General features: G+C 55.4%; 16 protein-coding genes and 1 other RNA gene. 12 read left to right on the top strand and 5 right to left on the bottom strand.

Annotated elements, in window-relative coordinates; all coding sequences use genetic code 11:
- Positions 1 to 76 precede the first annotated feature (76 nt).
- An RNA gene (rprA, locus tag C3F35_RS01895) (antisense sRNA RprA) lies at positions 77 to 187 on the bottom strand.
- 188 nt (positions 188 to 375) lie between these two features.
- Entirely contained in the window at positions 376 to 1,488 is a 1,113-nt protein-coding gene (ydiK, locus tag C3F35_RS01890) for an AI-2E family transporter YdiK (RefSeq protein ID WP_103793169.1), read from the bottom strand.
- Positions 1,489 to 1,695: 207 nt separating this feature from the next.
- Between ydiK and ydiJ the strand changes: the two genes are divergently transcribed.
- The 9 genes from ydiJ (at position 1,696) to ldtE (ending at position 12,515) form a co-directional block, all read left to right on the top strand.
- Positions 1,696 to 4,752: a D-2-hydroxyglutarate dehydrogenase YdiJ gene (ydiJ, locus tag C3F35_RS01885; RefSeq protein WP_103793170.1), complete on the top strand. Its 3,057-nt coding sequence runs from the start codon at positions 1,696 to 1,698 to the stop codon at positions 4,750 to 4,752.
- Entirely contained in the window at positions 4,749 to 5,159 is a 411-nt protein-coding gene (gene menI / locus C3F35_RS01880; protein ID WP_032617763.1) for a 1,4-dihydroxy-2-naphthoyl-CoA hydrolase, read from the top strand. The genes ydiJ and menI overlap by 4 nt, the downstream gene beginning before the upstream one ends.
- 724 nt (positions 5,160 to 5,883) lie before the next feature.
- Positions 5,884 to 6,252 (top strand): Fe-S cluster assembly scaffold SufA, encoded by a 369-nt coding sequence (gene sufA / locus C3F35_RS01875; RefSeq protein WP_032617764.1) that lies wholly within the window; start codon positions 5,884 to 5,886, stop codon positions 6,250 to 6,252.
- Between the two features lie 8 nt (positions 6,253 to 6,260).
- Complete coding sequence (gene sufB / locus C3F35_RS01870; RefSeq protein WP_032617765.1) at positions 6,261 to 7,748, top strand: Fe-S cluster assembly protein SufB; 1,488 nt, start codon at positions 6,261 to 6,263, stop codon at positions 7,746 to 7,748.
- Positions 7,749 to 7,764: 16 nt separating this feature from the next.
- Positions 7,765 to 8,511: a Fe-S cluster assembly ATPase SufC gene (gene sufC / locus C3F35_RS01865; protein ID WP_032617766.1), complete on the top strand. Its 747-nt coding sequence runs from the start codon at positions 7,765 to 7,767 to the stop codon at positions 8,509 to 8,511.
- Positions 8,486 to 9,757, top strand: coding sequence for a Fe-S cluster assembly protein SufD (sufD, locus tag C3F35_RS01860; protein ID WP_103793171.1), 1,272 nt, complete (start codon positions 8,486 to 8,488; stop codon positions 9,755 to 9,757). Before sufC ends, sufD begins: the two co-directional genes overlap by 26 nt.
- Positions 9,754 to 10,974: a cysteine desulfurase SufS gene (sufS, locus tag C3F35_RS01855; RefSeq protein WP_059308140.1), complete on the top strand. Its 1,221-nt coding sequence runs from the start codon at positions 9,754 to 9,756 to the stop codon at positions 10,972 to 10,974. The genes sufD and sufS overlap by 4 nt, the downstream gene beginning before the upstream one ends.
- A 13-nt stretch (positions 10,975 to 10,987) precedes the next feature.
- A complete protein-coding gene (gene sufE, locus C3F35_RS01850) occupies positions 10,988 to 11,404 on the top strand; it encodes a cysteine desulfuration protein SufE (RefSeq protein WP_032617769.1) in 417 nt (138 codons plus the stop codon).
- A 97-nt stretch (positions 11,405 to 11,501) separates the two neighbouring features.
- Complete coding sequence (gene ldtE / locus C3F35_RS01845) at positions 11,502 to 12,515, top strand: L,D-transpeptidase LdtE (RefSeq protein WP_103793172.1); 1,014 nt, start codon at positions 11,502 to 11,504, stop codon at positions 12,513 to 12,515.
- 63 nt (positions 12,516 to 12,578) lie between these two features.
- Here ldtE and lpp read toward each other — a convergent pair whose 3' ends face one another.
- The 3 genes from lpp to ynhH form a co-directional block, all read right to left on the bottom strand.
- Entirely contained in the window at positions 12,579 to 12,815 is a 237-nt protein-coding gene (gene lpp, locus C3F35_RS01840) for a murein lipoprotein Lpp (protein ID WP_001082307.1), read from the bottom strand.
- A 310-nt stretch (positions 12,816 to 13,125) separates the two neighbouring features.
- Positions 13,126 to 14,547: a pyruvate kinase PykF gene (gene pykF / locus C3F35_RS01835; RefSeq protein WP_103793173.1), complete on the bottom strand. Its 1,422-nt coding sequence runs from the start codon at positions 14,545 to 14,547 to the stop codon at positions 13,126 to 13,128.
- A 7-nt stretch (positions 14,548 to 14,554) separates the two neighbouring features.
- The gene (ynhH, locus tag C3F35_RS27330) at positions 14,555 to 14,749 is read right to left on the bottom strand and encodes a protein YnhH (RefSeq protein WP_419720594.1); all 195 of its coding nucleotides are present in this window, start codon (positions 14,747 to 14,749) and stop codon (positions 14,555 to 14,557) included.
- Between ynhH and C3F35_RS01830 the strand changes: the two genes are divergently transcribed.
- From C3F35_RS01830 to C3F35_RS01820, 3 genes are all read left to right on the top strand, one after another.
- Positions 14,659 to 14,928: a hypothetical protein gene (locus C3F35_RS01830; protein ID WP_155166630.1), complete on the top strand. Its 270-nt coding sequence runs from the start codon at positions 14,659 to 14,661 to the stop codon at positions 14,926 to 14,928. The two genes, ynhH and C3F35_RS01830, sit on opposite strands and share 91 nt — an antisense overlap.
- A gap of 204 nt (positions 14,929 to 15,132) precedes the next feature.
- On the top strand, positions 15,133 to 16,155 hold the full coding sequence (locus C3F35_RS01825) for a methionine ABC transporter ATP-binding protein (RefSeq protein WP_103793174.1): 1,023 nt from the start codon (positions 15,133 to 15,135) through the stop codon (positions 16,153 to 16,155).
- Positions 16,148 to 16,816 carry a methionine ABC transporter permease gene (locus C3F35_RS01820; protein WP_103793175.1) on the top strand — a complete coding sequence of 223 codons (669 nt, stop codon included), beginning with the start codon at positions 16,148 to 16,150 and terminating at the stop codon, positions 16,814 to 16,816. The genes C3F35_RS01825 and C3F35_RS01820 overlap by 8 nt, the downstream gene beginning before the upstream one ends.
- The last annotated feature ends 8 nt before the right edge of the window (positions 16,817 to 16,824 follow it).

Here is a 16,824-nt window from a genome sequence, read left to right as displayed (position 1 = left end):
GATAATTTGCGCTTCCGGTGTTTACACACCTATGGCTCACCTCAAAACGTAAAACGCATAACCGCCTGAAAAATTGATAAAAAAAAGCCCATCGTGGGAGATGGGCAAAGACTACACACAGCAATTCGTTGTTTCACTCAGGGGATTTCCATGCTTATAAATCAAGGTGTTGTTGATTCATAACCGTGACCTAATAGTAGGCATGGTGGATTTTTGCGTCGATCAGATTCGTCTCAATAGTTTAAAGAAAATGAAGATTTTATTAGAGGAATGAGGCAATTGCGGATAAAAACGGCTTTAGCTGCGCTTAAGGGAAATCTGAATGATAAGTGACGCTTAACATTCTGGTGGGCGAACCCACCAGAAGCATGAGTATTACTTTTTAAGCTCTCGTTCGTCCTGAAGCGTCTGCAACAGGACATCCGGGTTGGTCGGCGGCAGCGGAACTTCTTGCACCCACGCGGAAAACAGTCGCCAGGAGACCGCCAGCAGCACCGGCCCGATAAACAGCCCGATCATCCCGAAAGCGATCAACCCGCCGATAACGCCGGAGAGGATCAGGATTAACGGCAAGTCGGCACCCATACGAATCAGAATCGGTCGGATCACGTTGTCCATCGTGCCCACCACGCAGCTCCAGACCAGCAGCACCGTGCCCCAGGTGGTATCCCCGCTCCAGTAGAGCCACACAATCGCCGGGACCAGTACCAGCAGAGGGCCAAGCTGCATCAGGCAGGTCAACAGCATCAGCACTGTAAAGAGCGTGGCGTAAGGCACGCCAGCAAGCGCCAGACCAATCCCACCCAGCACCGACTGTACCAGCGCCGTTACGACTACGCCCAACGCCACCGCGCGCACGGCCTGCGCCGCCAGCAGCATCGCCGCATCGCCACGCGCTGACGCCAGACGTGTTGCAAAATGACGAACCCCAAGGGCAACCTGCTCGCCGCGCCAGTACAGCAAGGCGCTGAACAACAGCATCAGGACACAGTGGACAACAAAGCGACCCAGGTGCGCAGCAGTCCCCACAAACCAGGTGGTGGTCGCGCCAATATAGGGCCGAACTTTCGCCATAATGGCGCTGCCACCCATGTCCAGCAGGTTGTGCCAGCCGGCATAGAGCTTATCGCCAATCAGTGGAATATCGTTGAGCCAGTCCAGCGTCGGGAGCGTCATATCCCCGCTGGTAATACTGGAGATGAGCGGGCCGCTGCCGTCCACCAGGCTGTTCACCAGTAACGCCACCGGGATCACAAACAGCAGCACCAGCAGCAGCGTCATAACCAACACGGCCAGCGCACGGCGACCAAAGAGTAAACGTTCCAGCCGAAGAAACAGTGGCCAGGTGGCGATAACCACCGTGCCTGCCCAGGCAAAGCCCAGAATGAAGGGTTGCACAATCCACAGACACGCAATAATCATGATTGCCAGAAACAGCACCGACAGCAAAACTTGCGCAACGTCCCTGGGCTGGTGTCGATTGACCATATATGAAATTCACCTTTGAATTACACCGGAAAGGCCGGTGAGAACAGGAAACCGCATCACTACAATCATTAGTGATTTCAGCGATTTTTAACAGGCAGATTCTGCCTGTAATTCTGTCGGGCGCATAAGAAAAAAATGTGATACAAACAGGGAAGCACAACGCAAACGATTATCTACAACAATTCAGATGGGGCAGGGTCGACAGTAATGATCCCACAAATTTCTCAGGCACCTGGCGTCGTTCAGCTGGTGCTCAATTTTTTGCAGGCTTTGGAGCAACAGGGTTTTACCGGCGATACCGCCACACGTTATGCCGACAGGCTGACCATGGCGACCGACAACAGTATCTACCAGCTACTTCCCGATGCAGTCGTTTTTCCCCGTTCTACCGCTGATGTGGCCCTGCTGGCCCGTCTGGCTTCCCAGGAGCGTTTCGCTTCGCTGATCTTTACCCCACGCGGCGGTGGCACTGGCACCAATGGCCAGGCGCTGAATACGGGGATCGTTGTCGATATGTCCCGCTATATGAACCGTATCATTGAGATCAACCCGGAAGAGGGATGGGTGCGGGTAGAAGCCGGGGTGATTAAAGATCAGCTTAACCAGTACCTGAAGCCCTTCGGCTACTTTTTTGCGCCGGAGCTATCGACCAGTAACCGCGCCACTCTCGGTGGGATGATCAACACCGACGCCTCCGGCCAGGGGTCGCTGGTGTACGGCAAAACCTCCGATCACGTCCTTGGCGTGCGGGCGGTGCTGCTGGGTGGGGATATTCTCGATACCCAGCCCGTACCGGTCGAACTGGCCGAGACGCTCGGCAAAGACAAGACCACCACCGGTCGCATCTACCGCACCGTGCTGGAAAGCTGTCGCGACAATCGCCAACTGATTATCGATAAATTCCCAAAACTGAACCGCTTCCTGACGGGCTACGATCTGCGCCATGTGTTCAATGATGACCTCAGCCAGTTCGATTTGACCCGCATCCTGACCGGCTCCGAAGGCACGCTGGCCTTTATCACCGAGGCGCGCCTTGATATCACCCGTCTGCCGAAAGTGCGACGTCTGGTGAATGTGAAGTACAACTCCTTTGACTCTGCGCTGCGCAATGCACCTTTCATGGTCGATGCCCGCGCCCTGTCGGTAGAAACCGTCGACTCGAAAGTGCTCAACCTGGCGCGGGAAGATATCGTCTGGCATTCGGTCAGCGAGCTGATCACCGACGTACCCGACAAAGAGATGCTGGGTCTGAATATCGTTGAGTTTGCCGGTGATGACGCTGAACTCATTGAAAGCCAGGTCGAAGCTCTGTGCCAGCGTCTGGACGAGCTGATTGCCCGGGGCGAAGGCGGGGTCATTGGCTGGCAGGTGTGCAACGAGCTGGCAGGCATCGAGCGTATCTATGCGATGCGTAAAAAAGCGGTGGGCCTGCTGGGGAACGCTAAAGGCGCGGCCAAGCCGATCCCCTTTGCCGAAGATACCTGCGTCCCGCCGGAAAATCTCGCTGACTATATTGTCGAATTCCGCGCGCTGCTCGACAGCCACGGCCTGAGCTACGGCATGTTCGGCCACGTTGACGCCGGGGTGCTGCACGTTCGCCCGGCGCTGGACATGTGCGATCCGCAGCAGGAGATACTGATGAAACAGATCTCCGACGAGGTGGTGGCACTCACGGCCCGGTACGGCGGCCTGCTGTGGGGCGAACACGGAAAAGGGTTCCGCGCGGAGTACAGCCCGGCCTTCTTTGGCGAAGCGCTGTACGACGAACTGCGCAAAATCAAGGCGGCCTTTGATCCGGACAACCGCCTCAATCCGGGTAAAATCTGTCCGCCAATGGGCGTTGATGCGCCGATGATGCAGGTGGATGCGGTGAAACGCGGCACCTTCGATCGCCAGATCCCGATTGCGGTGCGATCCTCCTGGCGTGGCGCCATGGAGTGTAATGGCAACGGGCTGTGCTTTAACTTTGATGCCAAAAGCCCGATGTGCCCGTCGATGAAGATCACCAGCAACCGAATCCACTCTCCGAAAGGGCGTGCGACGCTGGTGCGCGAGTGGCTGCGTCTGCTGGCCGATCGCGGCGTGGATCCGCTGGCGCTGGAGAAAGAGCTGCCGGAGAAACGCGCCAGCCTGCGCACTCTCGTCGAACGCACCCGCAACAGCTGGCATGCGCGCAAAGGGGAGTACGATTTTTCCCATGAAGTAAAAGAGGCGATGTCGGGCTGCCTGGCCTGTAAAGCCTGTTCCACGCAGTGCCCGATCAAAATCGACGTGCCGGAGTTCCGCTCGCGCTTCCTGCAGCTCTATCACAGCCGTTACCTGCGTCCGGTGCGCGATCACCTGGTGGCAACGGTCGAGAGCTATGCGCCCTTGATGGCCCGCGCACCACGCACTTTCAACTTCTTTATCAACCAGCCGCTGGTACGCAAGCTGTCCGAGAAGCATATCGGCATGATCGATCTGCCTCTGCTCTCCACGCCTTCTCTGCAACGCCAGATGGTGGGCCACCGTTCCGCCAACCTTACCCTTGAGCAGCTTGAAGCGCTGAGTGACGAGCAAAAGGCGAAAACGGTGCTGGTGGTTCAGGATCCGTTTACCAGCTATTACGATGCGCAGGTGGTGGCTGACTTTATCCGTCTGGTGGAGCGGTTGGGCTATCAGCCGGTACTGCTGCCGTTCTCGCCGAACGGCAAAGCCCAGCATATTAAAGGTTTCCTCAATCGTTTCGCGAAAACGGCGCAGAAGACTTCTGACTTCCTTAGCCGGGTGGCACTTCTGGGGATGCCGATGGTGGGCGTCGATCCGGCCCTGGTGCTCTGCTATCGCGATGAGTACAAGCAGACCCTGGGCGACAAGCGCGGAGAATTCCACGTGATGCTGGTGCATGAGTGGCTTCCGACCATTGTCGACGGGCAAGCGCCCCAGGAAATCAGCGGCGAATCCTGGTATCTGTTCGGCCACTGTACCGAAGTGACCGCACTGCCGGGTGCGCCTGCCCAGTGGGCCTCGATCTTTGCCCGCTTTGGCGCGAAGCTCGAGAGCGTCAGCGTCGGCTGCTGCGGCATGGCCGGAACCTATGGCCATGAGGTGGTGAACCATAAAAACTCGCTGGGGATCTATGAGCTCTCCTGGCACCAGGCGATGCAGCGTCTGCCGCGTAATCGCTGCCTGGCGACCGGTTACTCGTGCCGAAGCCAGGTCAAACGTGTCGAGGGGAGCGGCGTGCGCCATCCACTGCAGGCTCTGCTGGAGATTATGGGATGATCTGGAAACGTGCGGTCACCTTGCAGGCGTTAAACGCCATGAGCGACGGGAACATGGTGGGATTACTGGACATTCAGTTTACCCGCATTGGTGAGGATGAACTGGAAGCGACCATGCCGGTGGACAGTCGTACCCATCAGCCGTTTGGCCTGCTGCACGGCGGTGCGTCTGTGGTGCTGGCCGAAACCCTTGGCTCGGTGGCGGGGTATCTCTGCACCGAAGGAGAGCAAAAGGTGGTGGGGCTGGAGGTTAATGCCAACCACTTACGTTCCGTGCGTAGCGGTCGGGTACGGGGCGTTTGTCGCGCCCTGCATACTGGCAGGCGACACCAGGTGTGGCAGATTGATATCTTCGATGAACAGCAGAATTTGTGCTGCTCGTCGCGGCTGACCACCGCGGTCGTGTAAAAACTAAGGCCGCGAAAGCGGCCTTTTTTGTTTTCCATCCCGTTGATATCGCGCTGCTTTCAGAAAGGACGCAATTTTTGTTAATTCGCAGATCAACGTTTATGAGACTATTCCGGTGTTCCTTCAAGAGCTAAGCCATGATGAGTGCCGGAGATAAGCGCCGGATGGAACAAGAAGCCCTTAAGATTACCTGCGGTAGTCTTAAGGGCTTTCTTTTTTGCGCGTCTCAACCGCGGCCTTTTGTCCCTTCAATAATCATCTTTAATGTCCTGCATGGCTGACAGGAACACCAGACCGGTAATGACCACGGCAAGGATGGCGGTTATCAATAGTGCAGTAAGCATATCCCCTCCTTTTGCTGGCCCTATACAGCAAGGATAGCGCACCCCAGGCCTGTTATTAGCCCCCTTCGGGCCGCTTTCGGAATACGCTTACAGGTACGAACAGCGAAGCCACCCCTCCTCCTATCTCAAAAATAGGCATTTTCTATACATATTTTGCATTTATCGCGTACAGCCCCAAATAAAGCGAAAATTACGCTTTCGATCAATGTGTTAAGTAAATGTGATCATCCCTGTTAACCCTCGTAGCAGGGTCTATGCTTAATGAAAGTAGCCAAAAAGGGCGGTTAAGCCGAATGCCCCTGCAACTGAGGGGTTGAAGTGATAATCATTATCACTAACATGGTGTTATGCCCTGGGGGCGCACTACAAGAGGTGGATTTATGCAACAGCATTCAGAAACATTCGATCCAACAGAATTTGCGTGGCGTGGTTTATCGCTCACACCTTCCGCAGCGGCGCATATACGCGACCTGGTGAGCAAAAAGGAGGGCATGCTCGGTGTGCGGTTAGCCGTTAAGACGACCGGTTGTGCCGGTTTTGGTTATGTGCTGGATACCGTCAGCGAACCGGCTAAAGACGACCTGCTATTCGAGCAGGACGGTGCCCGGCTGTATGTTCCCTTGCAGGCAATGCCGTTTATCGACGGTACGGAAGTGGATTACGTGCGCGAAGGCTTAAACCAGTTATTCAAATTCAATAACCCGAAAGCCCAGAACGAATGCGGCTGCGGCGAAAGTTTTGGGGTATAGGCGGTATTATGTCTCGACATACTGAAGCAACTGACGATGTCAACACCTGGTCCGGCGGCCATATCAATTACAAAGAAGGCTTCTTCACCCAATTGCAGACCGATGAGATGGCAAAAGGGATCAACGAAGAGGTCATCCGCGCTATCTCTGCAAGGCGTAACGAGCCAGAGTGGATGCTGGAGTTCCGACTCAATGCGTTCAAAGCCTGGCTGGAGATGGACGAGCCGCACTGGCTGAAGGCGCACTACGATAAGCTGAACTATCAGGATTACAGCTACTACTCTGCGCCGTCGTGCGGCAACTGCGACGATACCTGCGCCTCTGAACCCGGCGCGGTGCAGCAGACCGGCACTAACGCCTTTTTAAGCAAAGAGGTGGAAGAGGCTTTCGAGCAGCTTGGCGTCCCGGTGCGCGAAGGGCGTGAGGTGGCGGTAGATGCCATCTTCGACTCCGTTTCGGTCGCCACCACCTACCGGGAAAAGCTGGGTGAGCAGGGGATCATTTTCTGCTCCTTTGGCGAAGCCATTCACGATCACCCCGAGCTGGTGAAGAAGTATCTCGGTACCGTGGTGCCGGGCAACGACAACTTCTTTGCTGCGCTGAACGCGGCGGTGGCCTCTGACGGCACCTTTATCTATGTACCTAAGGGCGTACGTTGCCCAATGGAGCTATCGACCTATTTCCGCATCAACGCCGAGAAAACCGGTCAGTTTGAACGCACCATTCTGGTGGCCGATGAGGGCAGCTACGTCAGCTATATCGAGGGCTGTTCCGCCCCGGTGCGTGACAGCTATCAGCTGCACGCCGCGGTAGTGGAAGTGATCATCCATAAAGACGCCGAGGTGAAATACTCGACGGTGCAGAACTGGTTCCCGGGGGATAACAACACGGGCGGCATTCTGAACTTCGTCACCAAGCGCGCCCTGTGCGAAGGCGAGAACAGCAAGATGTCGTGGACTCAGTCGGAAACCGGCTCCGCCATCACCTGGAAGTACCCGAGCTGCATTCTGCGCGGGGACAACTCCATCGGCGAGTTCTACTCGGTGGCGCTCACCAGCGGCCATCAGCAGGCCGATACCGGCACCAAGATGATCCACATCGGCAAGAACACCAAATCGACCATTATCTCGAAGGGGATTTCGGCGGGCAAAAGCCAGAACAGCTATCGGGGATTGGTCAAGATTATGCCAACCGCCACCAACGCCCGTAACTTTACCCAGTGTGACTCGATGCTGATTGGCCCTGACTGCGGGGCGCATACCTTCCCGTACGTCGAATGCCGTAACAACAGCGCTCAGCTGGAGCATGAAGCGACCACCTCGCGGATTGGTGAAGATCAGCTCTTCTACTGCCTGCAGCGCGGCATCAGCGAAGAGGATGCCATATCCATGATTGTGAACGGCTTCTGTAAGGATGTGTTCTCGGAACTGCCGCTGGAGTTTGCCGTTGAAGCGCAGAAATTACTGGCGATTAGCCTTGAACACAGCGTCGGTTAAGGATTAAGGAAAGCACATGTTAAGCATTAAAGATTTACAGGTCAGTGTGGAAGATAAAGCGATCCTGCGCGGCCTGAGCCTGGAGGTTCGTCCGGGTGAAGTGCACGCCATTATGGGGCCGAACGGCTCGGGGAAAAGTACGCTCTCGGCAACCCTTGCCGGACGCGAAGATTATGAAGTGGTTGGCGGATCGGTGGAGTTTAAAGGCAAAGATCTGCTGGAGCTGTCGCCGGAAGATCGCGCTGGCGAAGGCATTTTTATGGCCTTCCAGTATCCGGTGGAGATCCCGGGCGTCAGCAACCAGTTCTTCCTGCAGACTGCGCTCAATGCCGTGCGCAAATACCGTAGCGAAGAGGAGCTGGATCGCTTTGATTTTCAGGATCTGATGGAAGAGAAGATCCAGCTGCTGAAGATGCCGGAAGACCTGCTCACCCGCTCGGTCAACGTCGGTTTTTCCGGCGGGGAGAAGAAGCGCAACGACATTCTGCAGATGGCGGTGCTGGAGCCGGAGCTGTGCATCCTCGATGAAACCGACTCCGGGCTGGACATCGACGCCCTGAAAATTGTCGCCGACGGCGTTAACGCCCTGCGCGACGGCAAACGGTCGTTCATTATCGTCACCCACTACCAGCGTATTCTCGATTACATCAAGCCGGATTACGTGCACGTGCTCTATCAGGGGCGTATTGTGAAATCCGGTGATTTCACGCTAGTGAAACAGCTGGAGGAGCAGGGCTATGGCTGGCTTAGCGAACAGCAGTAACGCGCTGCAGCAGTGGCACCGTCTGTTTGAGGCTCAGGGCGGGGCGCGCTCGGCGCAGGCCGAGCAGCACCTGCAGCAGATGCTGCGCCTGGGGTTACCGACGCGTAAGCATGAAAACTGGAAATACACCCCGCTGGAAGGGCTACTCAACGGCAACTTCGTGGCGCGTCCGGCAAGCGTCGCGCCTGCCGATCGGGATGCGCTGGCTCTTACCCTGGATGCCACCCGGCTGGTGTTTGTTGACGGGCGCTTTAACCCGGCGCTGAGCGACAGCACCGACAACAGCGGGTTTGAGGTTGTTATCAACGACGAGCATCAGAACCTGGCGGCACCGGTGCAGCCTGAGGTGTTCCTGCATCTCACCGAGAGCCTGGCGCAAAGCGTGACCCATATCAGCGTGAAGCGCAACACGCGCCCGGCGAAGCCGCTGCTTCTGCTGCATATCACCCAGGGGCTGGAAGGGGACGAGATCAACACCGCCCACTATCGCCATCATCTGGAGTTGGGCGAAGGGGCAGAGGCGACCCTTATCGAACACTACGCCAGCCTGACCCCGGCCAGGCACTTTACCGGCGGCCGTCTGACCATGAACGTGGCGGCTAACGCCCGGTTACACCACATCAAGCTGGCGTTTGAGAATGCGGCGAGCCACCACTTTGCCCATAACGATCTGCGGCTTGCCGCCGATGCGACGGCATTCAGCCACAGCTTCCTGCTGGGCGGAGCGGTACTGCGCCATAACACCAGTACCCAGCTGAACGGCGAAAATACCACGCTGCGCATCAACAGCCTGGCGATGCCAGTGAAAAACGAAGTGTGCGACACCCGCACCTGGCTTGAGCACAATAAGGGCTACTGCAACAGCCGTCAGTTGCATAAAACAATCGTCAGCGATAAGGGGCGAGCGGTCTTTAACGGGCTGATCAATGTGGCGCAGCACGCCATCAAAACCGACGGGCAGATGACCAACAACAATCTGCTGTTGGGCCGGCTGGCAGAGGTGGACACCAAACCGCAGCTGGAAATCTATGCCGATGACGTGAAGTGCAGCCACGGGGCAACGGTAGGCCGTATTGATGATGAGCAGATGTTCTATCTGCGCTCCCGCGGGATCGACAAGCAGGCGGCAGAGAAAATGATCATTTACGCCTTTGCCGCCGAGCTGACCGAAGCGCTCGGGGATGAAACCTTAAGACAGCAGGTGCTGGCGCGTATCGGTCAGCGTCTGCCCGGAGGTGTGGCATGACATTTCCTGTAGAGAGAGTGCGGGCGGATTTCCCTGTCCTGACCCGTGAAGTGAACGGTCTGCCGCTTGCCTATCTCGACAGCGCTGCCAGCGCGCAAAAGCCTGCGCAGGTGATCGAGGCCGAAGCGGAATTTTACCGGCATGGTTATGCGGCGGTGCACCGGGGGATCCATACCCTCAGCGCCGAGGCGACGCAGCGGATGGAGAACGTCCGTACCCGGGCGGCGGCATTTTTAAATGCCCGCTCGCCGGAAGAGCTGGTATTTGTACGCGGCACCACCGAGGGGATTAACCTGGTGGCCAACAGTTGGGGCAGTGCTGAGGTTCATGCGGGGGATAACATCATCATCACCCAGATGGAACACCACGCCAATATTGTGCCCTGGCAGATGCTGTGCGAGCGCGTCGGCGCGGAACTGCGGGTGATCCCTCTCAATCAGGACGGAACGTTACAGCTTGACCGGCTGGATACCTTGCTGGATGAACGTACCCGCCTGGTGACCCTCACCCAGATCTCCAACGTGTTGGGAACCGAAAACCCGGTGGCAGAGATCATCGCCAAAGCCCATCAGGTTGGCGCAAAAGTGCTGGTGGACGGGGCGCAGGCGGTGATGCACCACACCGTTGATGTTCAGGCGCTGGATTGCGATTTCTACGTTTTCTCCGGGCATAAGCTCTACGGACCGACCGGTATCGGCGTGCTGTACGTTAAAGACGACATTCTGCAAAAGATGCCGCCGTGGGAAGGGGGCGGGTCGATGATCGCCACCGTCAGCCTGAGCGAAGGCACCACTTACGCCCGCGCGCCGTGGCGTTTCGAAGCCGGAACGCCCAACACTGGCGGTATTATCGGCCTCGGGGCGGCGATGGAATATGTCTCGGCCATTGGCCTTGATGCCATTGCCGAGTACGAGCAGATGCTGATGCACTATGCACTGGCAGAGCTGGCCAGCGTGCCGGATCTGACCCTCTACGGCCCGGCCGACCGCCAGGGAGTGATCGCCTTTAATCTGGGGAAACACCACGCCTATGACGTCGGCAGTTTTCTTGATAATTACGGGGTAGCGGTACGCACCGGCCACCACTGCGCCATGCCGCTGATGGCGTTCTATCAGGTACCGGCGATGTGCCGCGCATCGCTGGTGATGTACAACACAATGGAAGAGGTCGACAGACTGGTGGCAGGGCTGAAGCGTATCCACCATCTGCTGGGCTAAAAGAGGGCAAAAGATGGCTGCGTTGCCAGACAGAGACAAATTACTGCGCAACTTTACGCGTTGCGCAAATTGGGAAGAGAAATACCTCTACATCATTGAGCTGGGGCAGCGTCTGCCTCCGCTGAGTCCAGAGGCGCACATCCCGGAAAACAGTATTCAGGGCTGCCAGAGCCAGGTGTGGATAATAATGCACCAGAATGACGCCGGGGTAATTGAATTAGCGGGTGATAGTGATGCGGCAATAGTAAAAGGCCTAATTGCTGTCGTGTTTATTTTATATCAGCAGATGTCCCCTCAGGATATTGTCGCTTTCGACGTGCGCCCGTGGTTTGAAAAAATGGCGCTGACCCAGCATTTAACGCCTTCCCGTTCGCAGGGACTTGAGGCGATGATCCGCGCAATCCGCACCAAAGCCGCCAACATTAGCTAGACTTACAGGACAGCTATCATTCTGTTTCACGAGGTGGTTCCCGCCTCGTGGATTTTTCAGCTTTCTGACGTCCAGTCAGTGAATAAGGAATCTCAGTATGAAGCGCGCGTCCCTTGTCACTCTCATTCTTTTTGGTTCGCTCAGCGCGCTTAATAGCGCCCGGGCGATGGATTATCCCTTGCCACCGGCGGGCAGTCGTCTTATTGGGCAAAACCAGACGTATGTCATTCAGGAAGGGGATAATAACCTGCAGGCAATTGCGCGCCGGTTTAATACCGCTGCGCACTTAATTCTCGAAACCAATAATACTATCGCCCCGGTTTATCCTGCGCCGGGAACGGTGATTACGATTCCGTCGCAAATGTTGCTCCCGGACACTCCCCGGGAAGGGATTGTGGTGAACCTGGCCGAACTGCGCCTTTACTACTATCCGCCGGGGGAAAACAGCGTGCAGGTTTATCCGCTGGGGATTGGGCAACTGGGTCTGGATACGCCGGTTACTGTCACCCGCATCAGCCAGAAAATCCCTAATCCGACCTGGACCCCCACAGCGGGCATCAGAGCGCGCTCGCTGGAGAAGGGCATCAAACTGCCCCCGGTAGTACCCGCAGGGCCGAATAACCCGCTGGGGCGCTTTGCACTGCGTCTGGGCGTGGGTAACGGCGAATACCTCATCCATGGCACCAGCGCACCGGATAGCGTCGGGCTGCGCGTCAGTTCCGGCTGTATGCGCATGAATGCCCCGGATATCAAAGCGCTTTTTGCCCAGACGTCCGTCGGGACGCGAGTGCAGATCATCAATGAGCCGGTGAAGTTCTCCGTGGAGCCGGACGGTAAGCGCTACGTTGAGGTGCATCGTCCTCTGGCGTCGGAGGAGGGGGAAAACCCACAAACTCTGGCAATCGCCCAATCCAGCGCGCTTGCGTCGTTTATGTCGCAAAGTGGGAGCGATAAGCTGCTGGTGAATAAAGCGTTGACACGGCGGGCGGGGATCCCGGTAGAAGTATCGACAGGCATCGGGTCTCAGGTTCAGAGCACCGGCTTGTCAGCCCGGAACACGCCGCTGCCGGTATCAGCAAATCAGAGTGGGCATGAACAGGCAATTCAGTAAAGCAAAATAGCGGGCAAAAAAAAATGGCGCACAATGTGCGCCATTTTATTAACACAGGTACTATTACTTACGGTATTTAGTAGCCTGGTTGTCCAGACGCTGGTTAGCGCGTGCTGCGTCATCTTTAGCAGCCTGAACGTCGGAACGCATTGCGTTCACGTCGTTGCTCAGCTGGTCAACTTTAGCGTTCAGAGTCTGAACGTCAGAAGACAGCTGATCGATTTTAGCATTGCTGGAGCAACCTGCCAGCAGAGTAGAACCCAGGATTACCGCGCCCAGTACCAGTTTAGTACGATTCATTATTAATACCCTCTAGATTGAGTTAATCTCCATGTAGCGTTACAAGTATTACACAAAGTTTTTTAGGTTGAGAATATTTTTTTGATGGGAATATGCCTATTTTTGATCGTTCGCTCAAAGAAACACCTGTTTTGACTATTTCGTGAAAAATATTGTGCAAAAACAGACTATTTTCATCGGATTCATCTTAGAAACCGTACCCGTTAAATAGAAAAACCCGATTTGCTTTTTTAATAACTTTGGCTGATAGCGGATATAAAAAAAGCGTCCCGAAGGACGCTTTTTAAACAAATTAATTCGTTTGATATTATTACAGCACGTGAACAGATGCGGTATTAGTGGTGCCACTTGGTACCAGCGCACCAGAAACCATCACCACAACGTCACCTTTCTGCGCCAGGCCACGCTCAACCAGCTGCAGGGCCACTTCTTTACCCAGACGGTAGAAATCATCCGTAGAAGCGATCTCTTTCACCAGGTGTGGCACAACGCCTTTGCTCAGTACCAGCTGACGAGCAGTGATCTCGTTAGTGGTCAGCGCCAGGATAGTCGCGTTCGGGAAGTATTTACGTACGGCTTTCGCAGATTTACCGCCCTGAGTAGCAACCACGATCAGTGGCGCTTCCAGTTTCTCGGCAGTTTCAACTGCACCACGGCACACGGCTTCGGTGATACGCAGTTTACGGCTGTCGTTGTTGTTATCCAGACGGCTAGGCATCACGCGGTCAGTACGCTCGCAGATGGTGGCCATGATGGAAACCGCTTCCAGCGGGTATTTACCCTTCGCGGATTCACCGGACAGCATTACTGCATCGGTACCGTCGAGGATTGCGTTCGCCACGTCGCCAGCTTCTGCGCGGGTTGGACGTGGGTTTTTGATCATTGAGTCCAGCATCTGGGTCGCGGTGATAACCACTTTGCGGGCACGAACACACTTCTCGATCATCATCTTCTGCGCGAAGATCACTTCTTCAACCGGGATTTCAACGCCCAGGTCACCACGCGCAACCATGATGCCGTCAGAGGCTTCAAGGATTTCGTCGAAGTTGTTGAGGCCTTCCTGGTTTTCGATTTTGGAGATGATCTGGATGTGCTCGCCGCCGTGCGCTTTCAGGTGCTCACGGATTTCAACTACGTCGGAACGTTTACGGATAAAGGACGCCGCAACAAAGTCAACGCCTTGTTCGCAACCGAAGATCAGGTCTTGTTTGTCTTTCTCTGCCAGCGCAGGCAGGGCAATGGAAACGCCTGGCAGGTTAACGCCTTTGTTTTCACCGAGGTCGCCGTTGTTCAGCACTTTACAAACAACGTTTTTGCCTTCGATGGCGGTCACTTCCATACCGATCAGGCCGTCGTCCACCAGGACGGTGTTGCCAACGGACAGATCGCTGGTGAAGCCTTCATAGGTCACAGCAACGATTTCACTGTTGCCGACAACGGACTTGTCTGTAGTGAACGTGAAGGTCTGGCCCGCTTTCAGAGAAACGTCGTTGCCGCCTTCCAGTTTAATGGTACGAATTTCTGGACCTTTGGTATCCAGCAGGATTGCTGCTTTTTTACCGGTCTTGCTCATCACGTTGCGCAAGTTCTGGATGCGCTGACCGTGTTCAGCATAGTCACCGTGAGAGAAGTTCAGACGCATAACGTTCATGCCGGCGTCCAGCATTTTGGTCAGCATCTCTTCAGATTCGGTTTTCGGGCCGATGGTGCAAACAATTTTCGTCTTTTTCATGACAGTCTTAGTCTTTAAGTTGAGAAGGATATGGAAATCTCGCTCCGGGGGCGTATTGCCTCAGAGTTAAACCTGTGTTGCGAAATTTTATATGACACGCAGTAAGGATAGGTGACATCAATTGAGCGTGCAGAAGAATGTGTGCCTGTGTTTCAGCCCAGGGAGAGAGGGAAAGTTGTATGCGTTGTTTTTTGTAGTCCAAGCGCTGAAACCATTCATCAGGGATTAGGCGCGCATTATACGCTTAAAGATGCGCAAAAGGGAAAGAAAAACAGCGTTTCAAAAATTTTATCTGGTGATTCACAAAGGATTGTTATCAAGGCGTTAAGGTTCCCTTTCAGGATGTTGCGCCAGCGGAAAACCTTCTGTCAAACGCCGTAAAAAGACTGGGCGAGCCCACATATTCGTTCCAAAACTATGGATTGCTGAATTTATGCATTGCGGCCCATACCAATGCCCACGCGGCATATCGCTGTAAGTTATAAGATATTCCATTTCATTCATTTAAAAGCTAATAACGGCTGTTTACTATCGTTTGGACATCCATACTGCTAAACCGCCACAGGCGAACGGATTACCTTAAGAATGATAGTACTCAGGAATATTTCGAAGATTTTTGACAACGGAAAAGTGGCGCTGACGGCCGTTGACAACGTGAACCTGGCGATAGAGCAGGGACAGATTTACGGCATTATTGGCTACAGCGGCGCGGGTAAAAGTACCTTAATCCGCCTGCTTAACGGTCTGGAAAAACCGACTACGGGCAGCGTGACCATTAACGGGCAGGATATCTCCGCAGCGAAAGGCGAAGCCCTGCGCCAGGCGCGGCTGAAGATCAGTATGGTGTTTCAGCACTTCAACCTGCTGTGGTCCCGTACGGTGAGCGAGAACATCGCTTTCTCAATGCAGATTGCCGGGGTGCCAAAAGCCAAAATTAAAGCCCGGGTGGCGGAACTGGTAGAGCTGGTGGGTCTGAAAGGCCGCGAACAGGCGTATCCCTCCCAGCTCAGCGGTGGGCAAAAGCAGCGTGTCGGCATTGCCCGTGCGCTGGCGAACAGCCCTGACGTTCTGCTCTGCGACGAAGCTACCTCCGCGCTGGATCCACAGACCACCGATCAGATCCTCGATCTGCTCCTCGACATTAACCGTCGTTTCAGGCTGACCATTGTTCTCATCACCCATGAAATGCACGTGGTGCGCAAAATCTGCGACCGCGTGGCGGTGATGGAAAATGGCAAAGTTGTGGAAGAGGGCGAAGTGCTGCAGGTCTTTACCCACCCGCAGCAGCCGATTACGCAACAGTTTGTGCGACAGGTCAGCCAGTACGCTGAAGAAGAGACCTTTAATACGGAGCTGGCGAATGAGCTGGAAGGCACCGTCATCAAGCTGACCTTCACCGGCCACAGCACCCACAAGCCGATTGTCGGGGAGCTGACCCTTCGCTACGGCCTGCCGTTCAACATCCTGCACGGCAAAATGACCCAAACCGCTCACGGCGTGTTCGGCCAGCTCTGGCTTCACGTGGTGGCAACAGAAGAACAACTGAACAATATCCTCGCCGATTTGCAGCACAGTGATATTGAAGGCGAGGTAATTAAACATGGCTGAGAATCTTTTTCCGCACCTGAAATGGGACCAGCTGTGGGCCGCCACGCTGGAAACGCTCTACATGACAGCGCTCTCCGGCGTCGCGACCTTCGTGCTTGGCCTGGTCCTCGGCCTGGCGCTGTTTTTAACCGCCCGGGGTGGCATGTTCCACAACCGCACGGTTTACAGCGTGATTTCGATTGGGGTGAACGTATTCCGCTCGATCCCGTTCATCATCCTGATTGTGCTGCTGATCCCCTTCACCAAAACCGTGGTGGGGACCATCCTCGGGGCAAATGCGGCGCTGCCCGCGCTGATTGTCGGTGCTGCGCCGTTCTACGCCCGTCTGGTGGAGATCGCCCTGCGTGAGGTGGACAAAGGGGTGATCGAGGCGACGCGCTCAATGGGCGCCCGTCTGAGTACCTTAATTTTTCGGGTTTTACTGCCGGAATCATCCCCAGCGCTGGTCTCAGGGATCACGGTAACGCTGATTGCACTGGTCAGTTACAGCGCAATGGCAGGGGTGATTGGTGCCGGTGGTCTGGGAAATCTGGCTTATCTGGAAGGATTCCAGCGTAACCATGGTGACGTCACGCTGGTGGCAACGGTGACCATTTTGATCATCGTTTTCATTATCCAGTTCTGCGGCGACATCATTACTTCACTGTTAGATAAACGCTAATAATACAA

The organism is Leclercia sp. LSNIH3 (genome assembly GCF_002935105.1).
GTDB classification, from domain to species: domain Bacteria; phylum Pseudomonadota; class Gammaproteobacteria; order Enterobacterales; family Enterobacteriaceae; genus Enterobacter; species Enterobacter adecarboxylatus.
The sequence above is the reverse complement of the archived record's forward strand: the minus strand, read 5'-3'. Positions and strand labels throughout refer to the sequence as shown.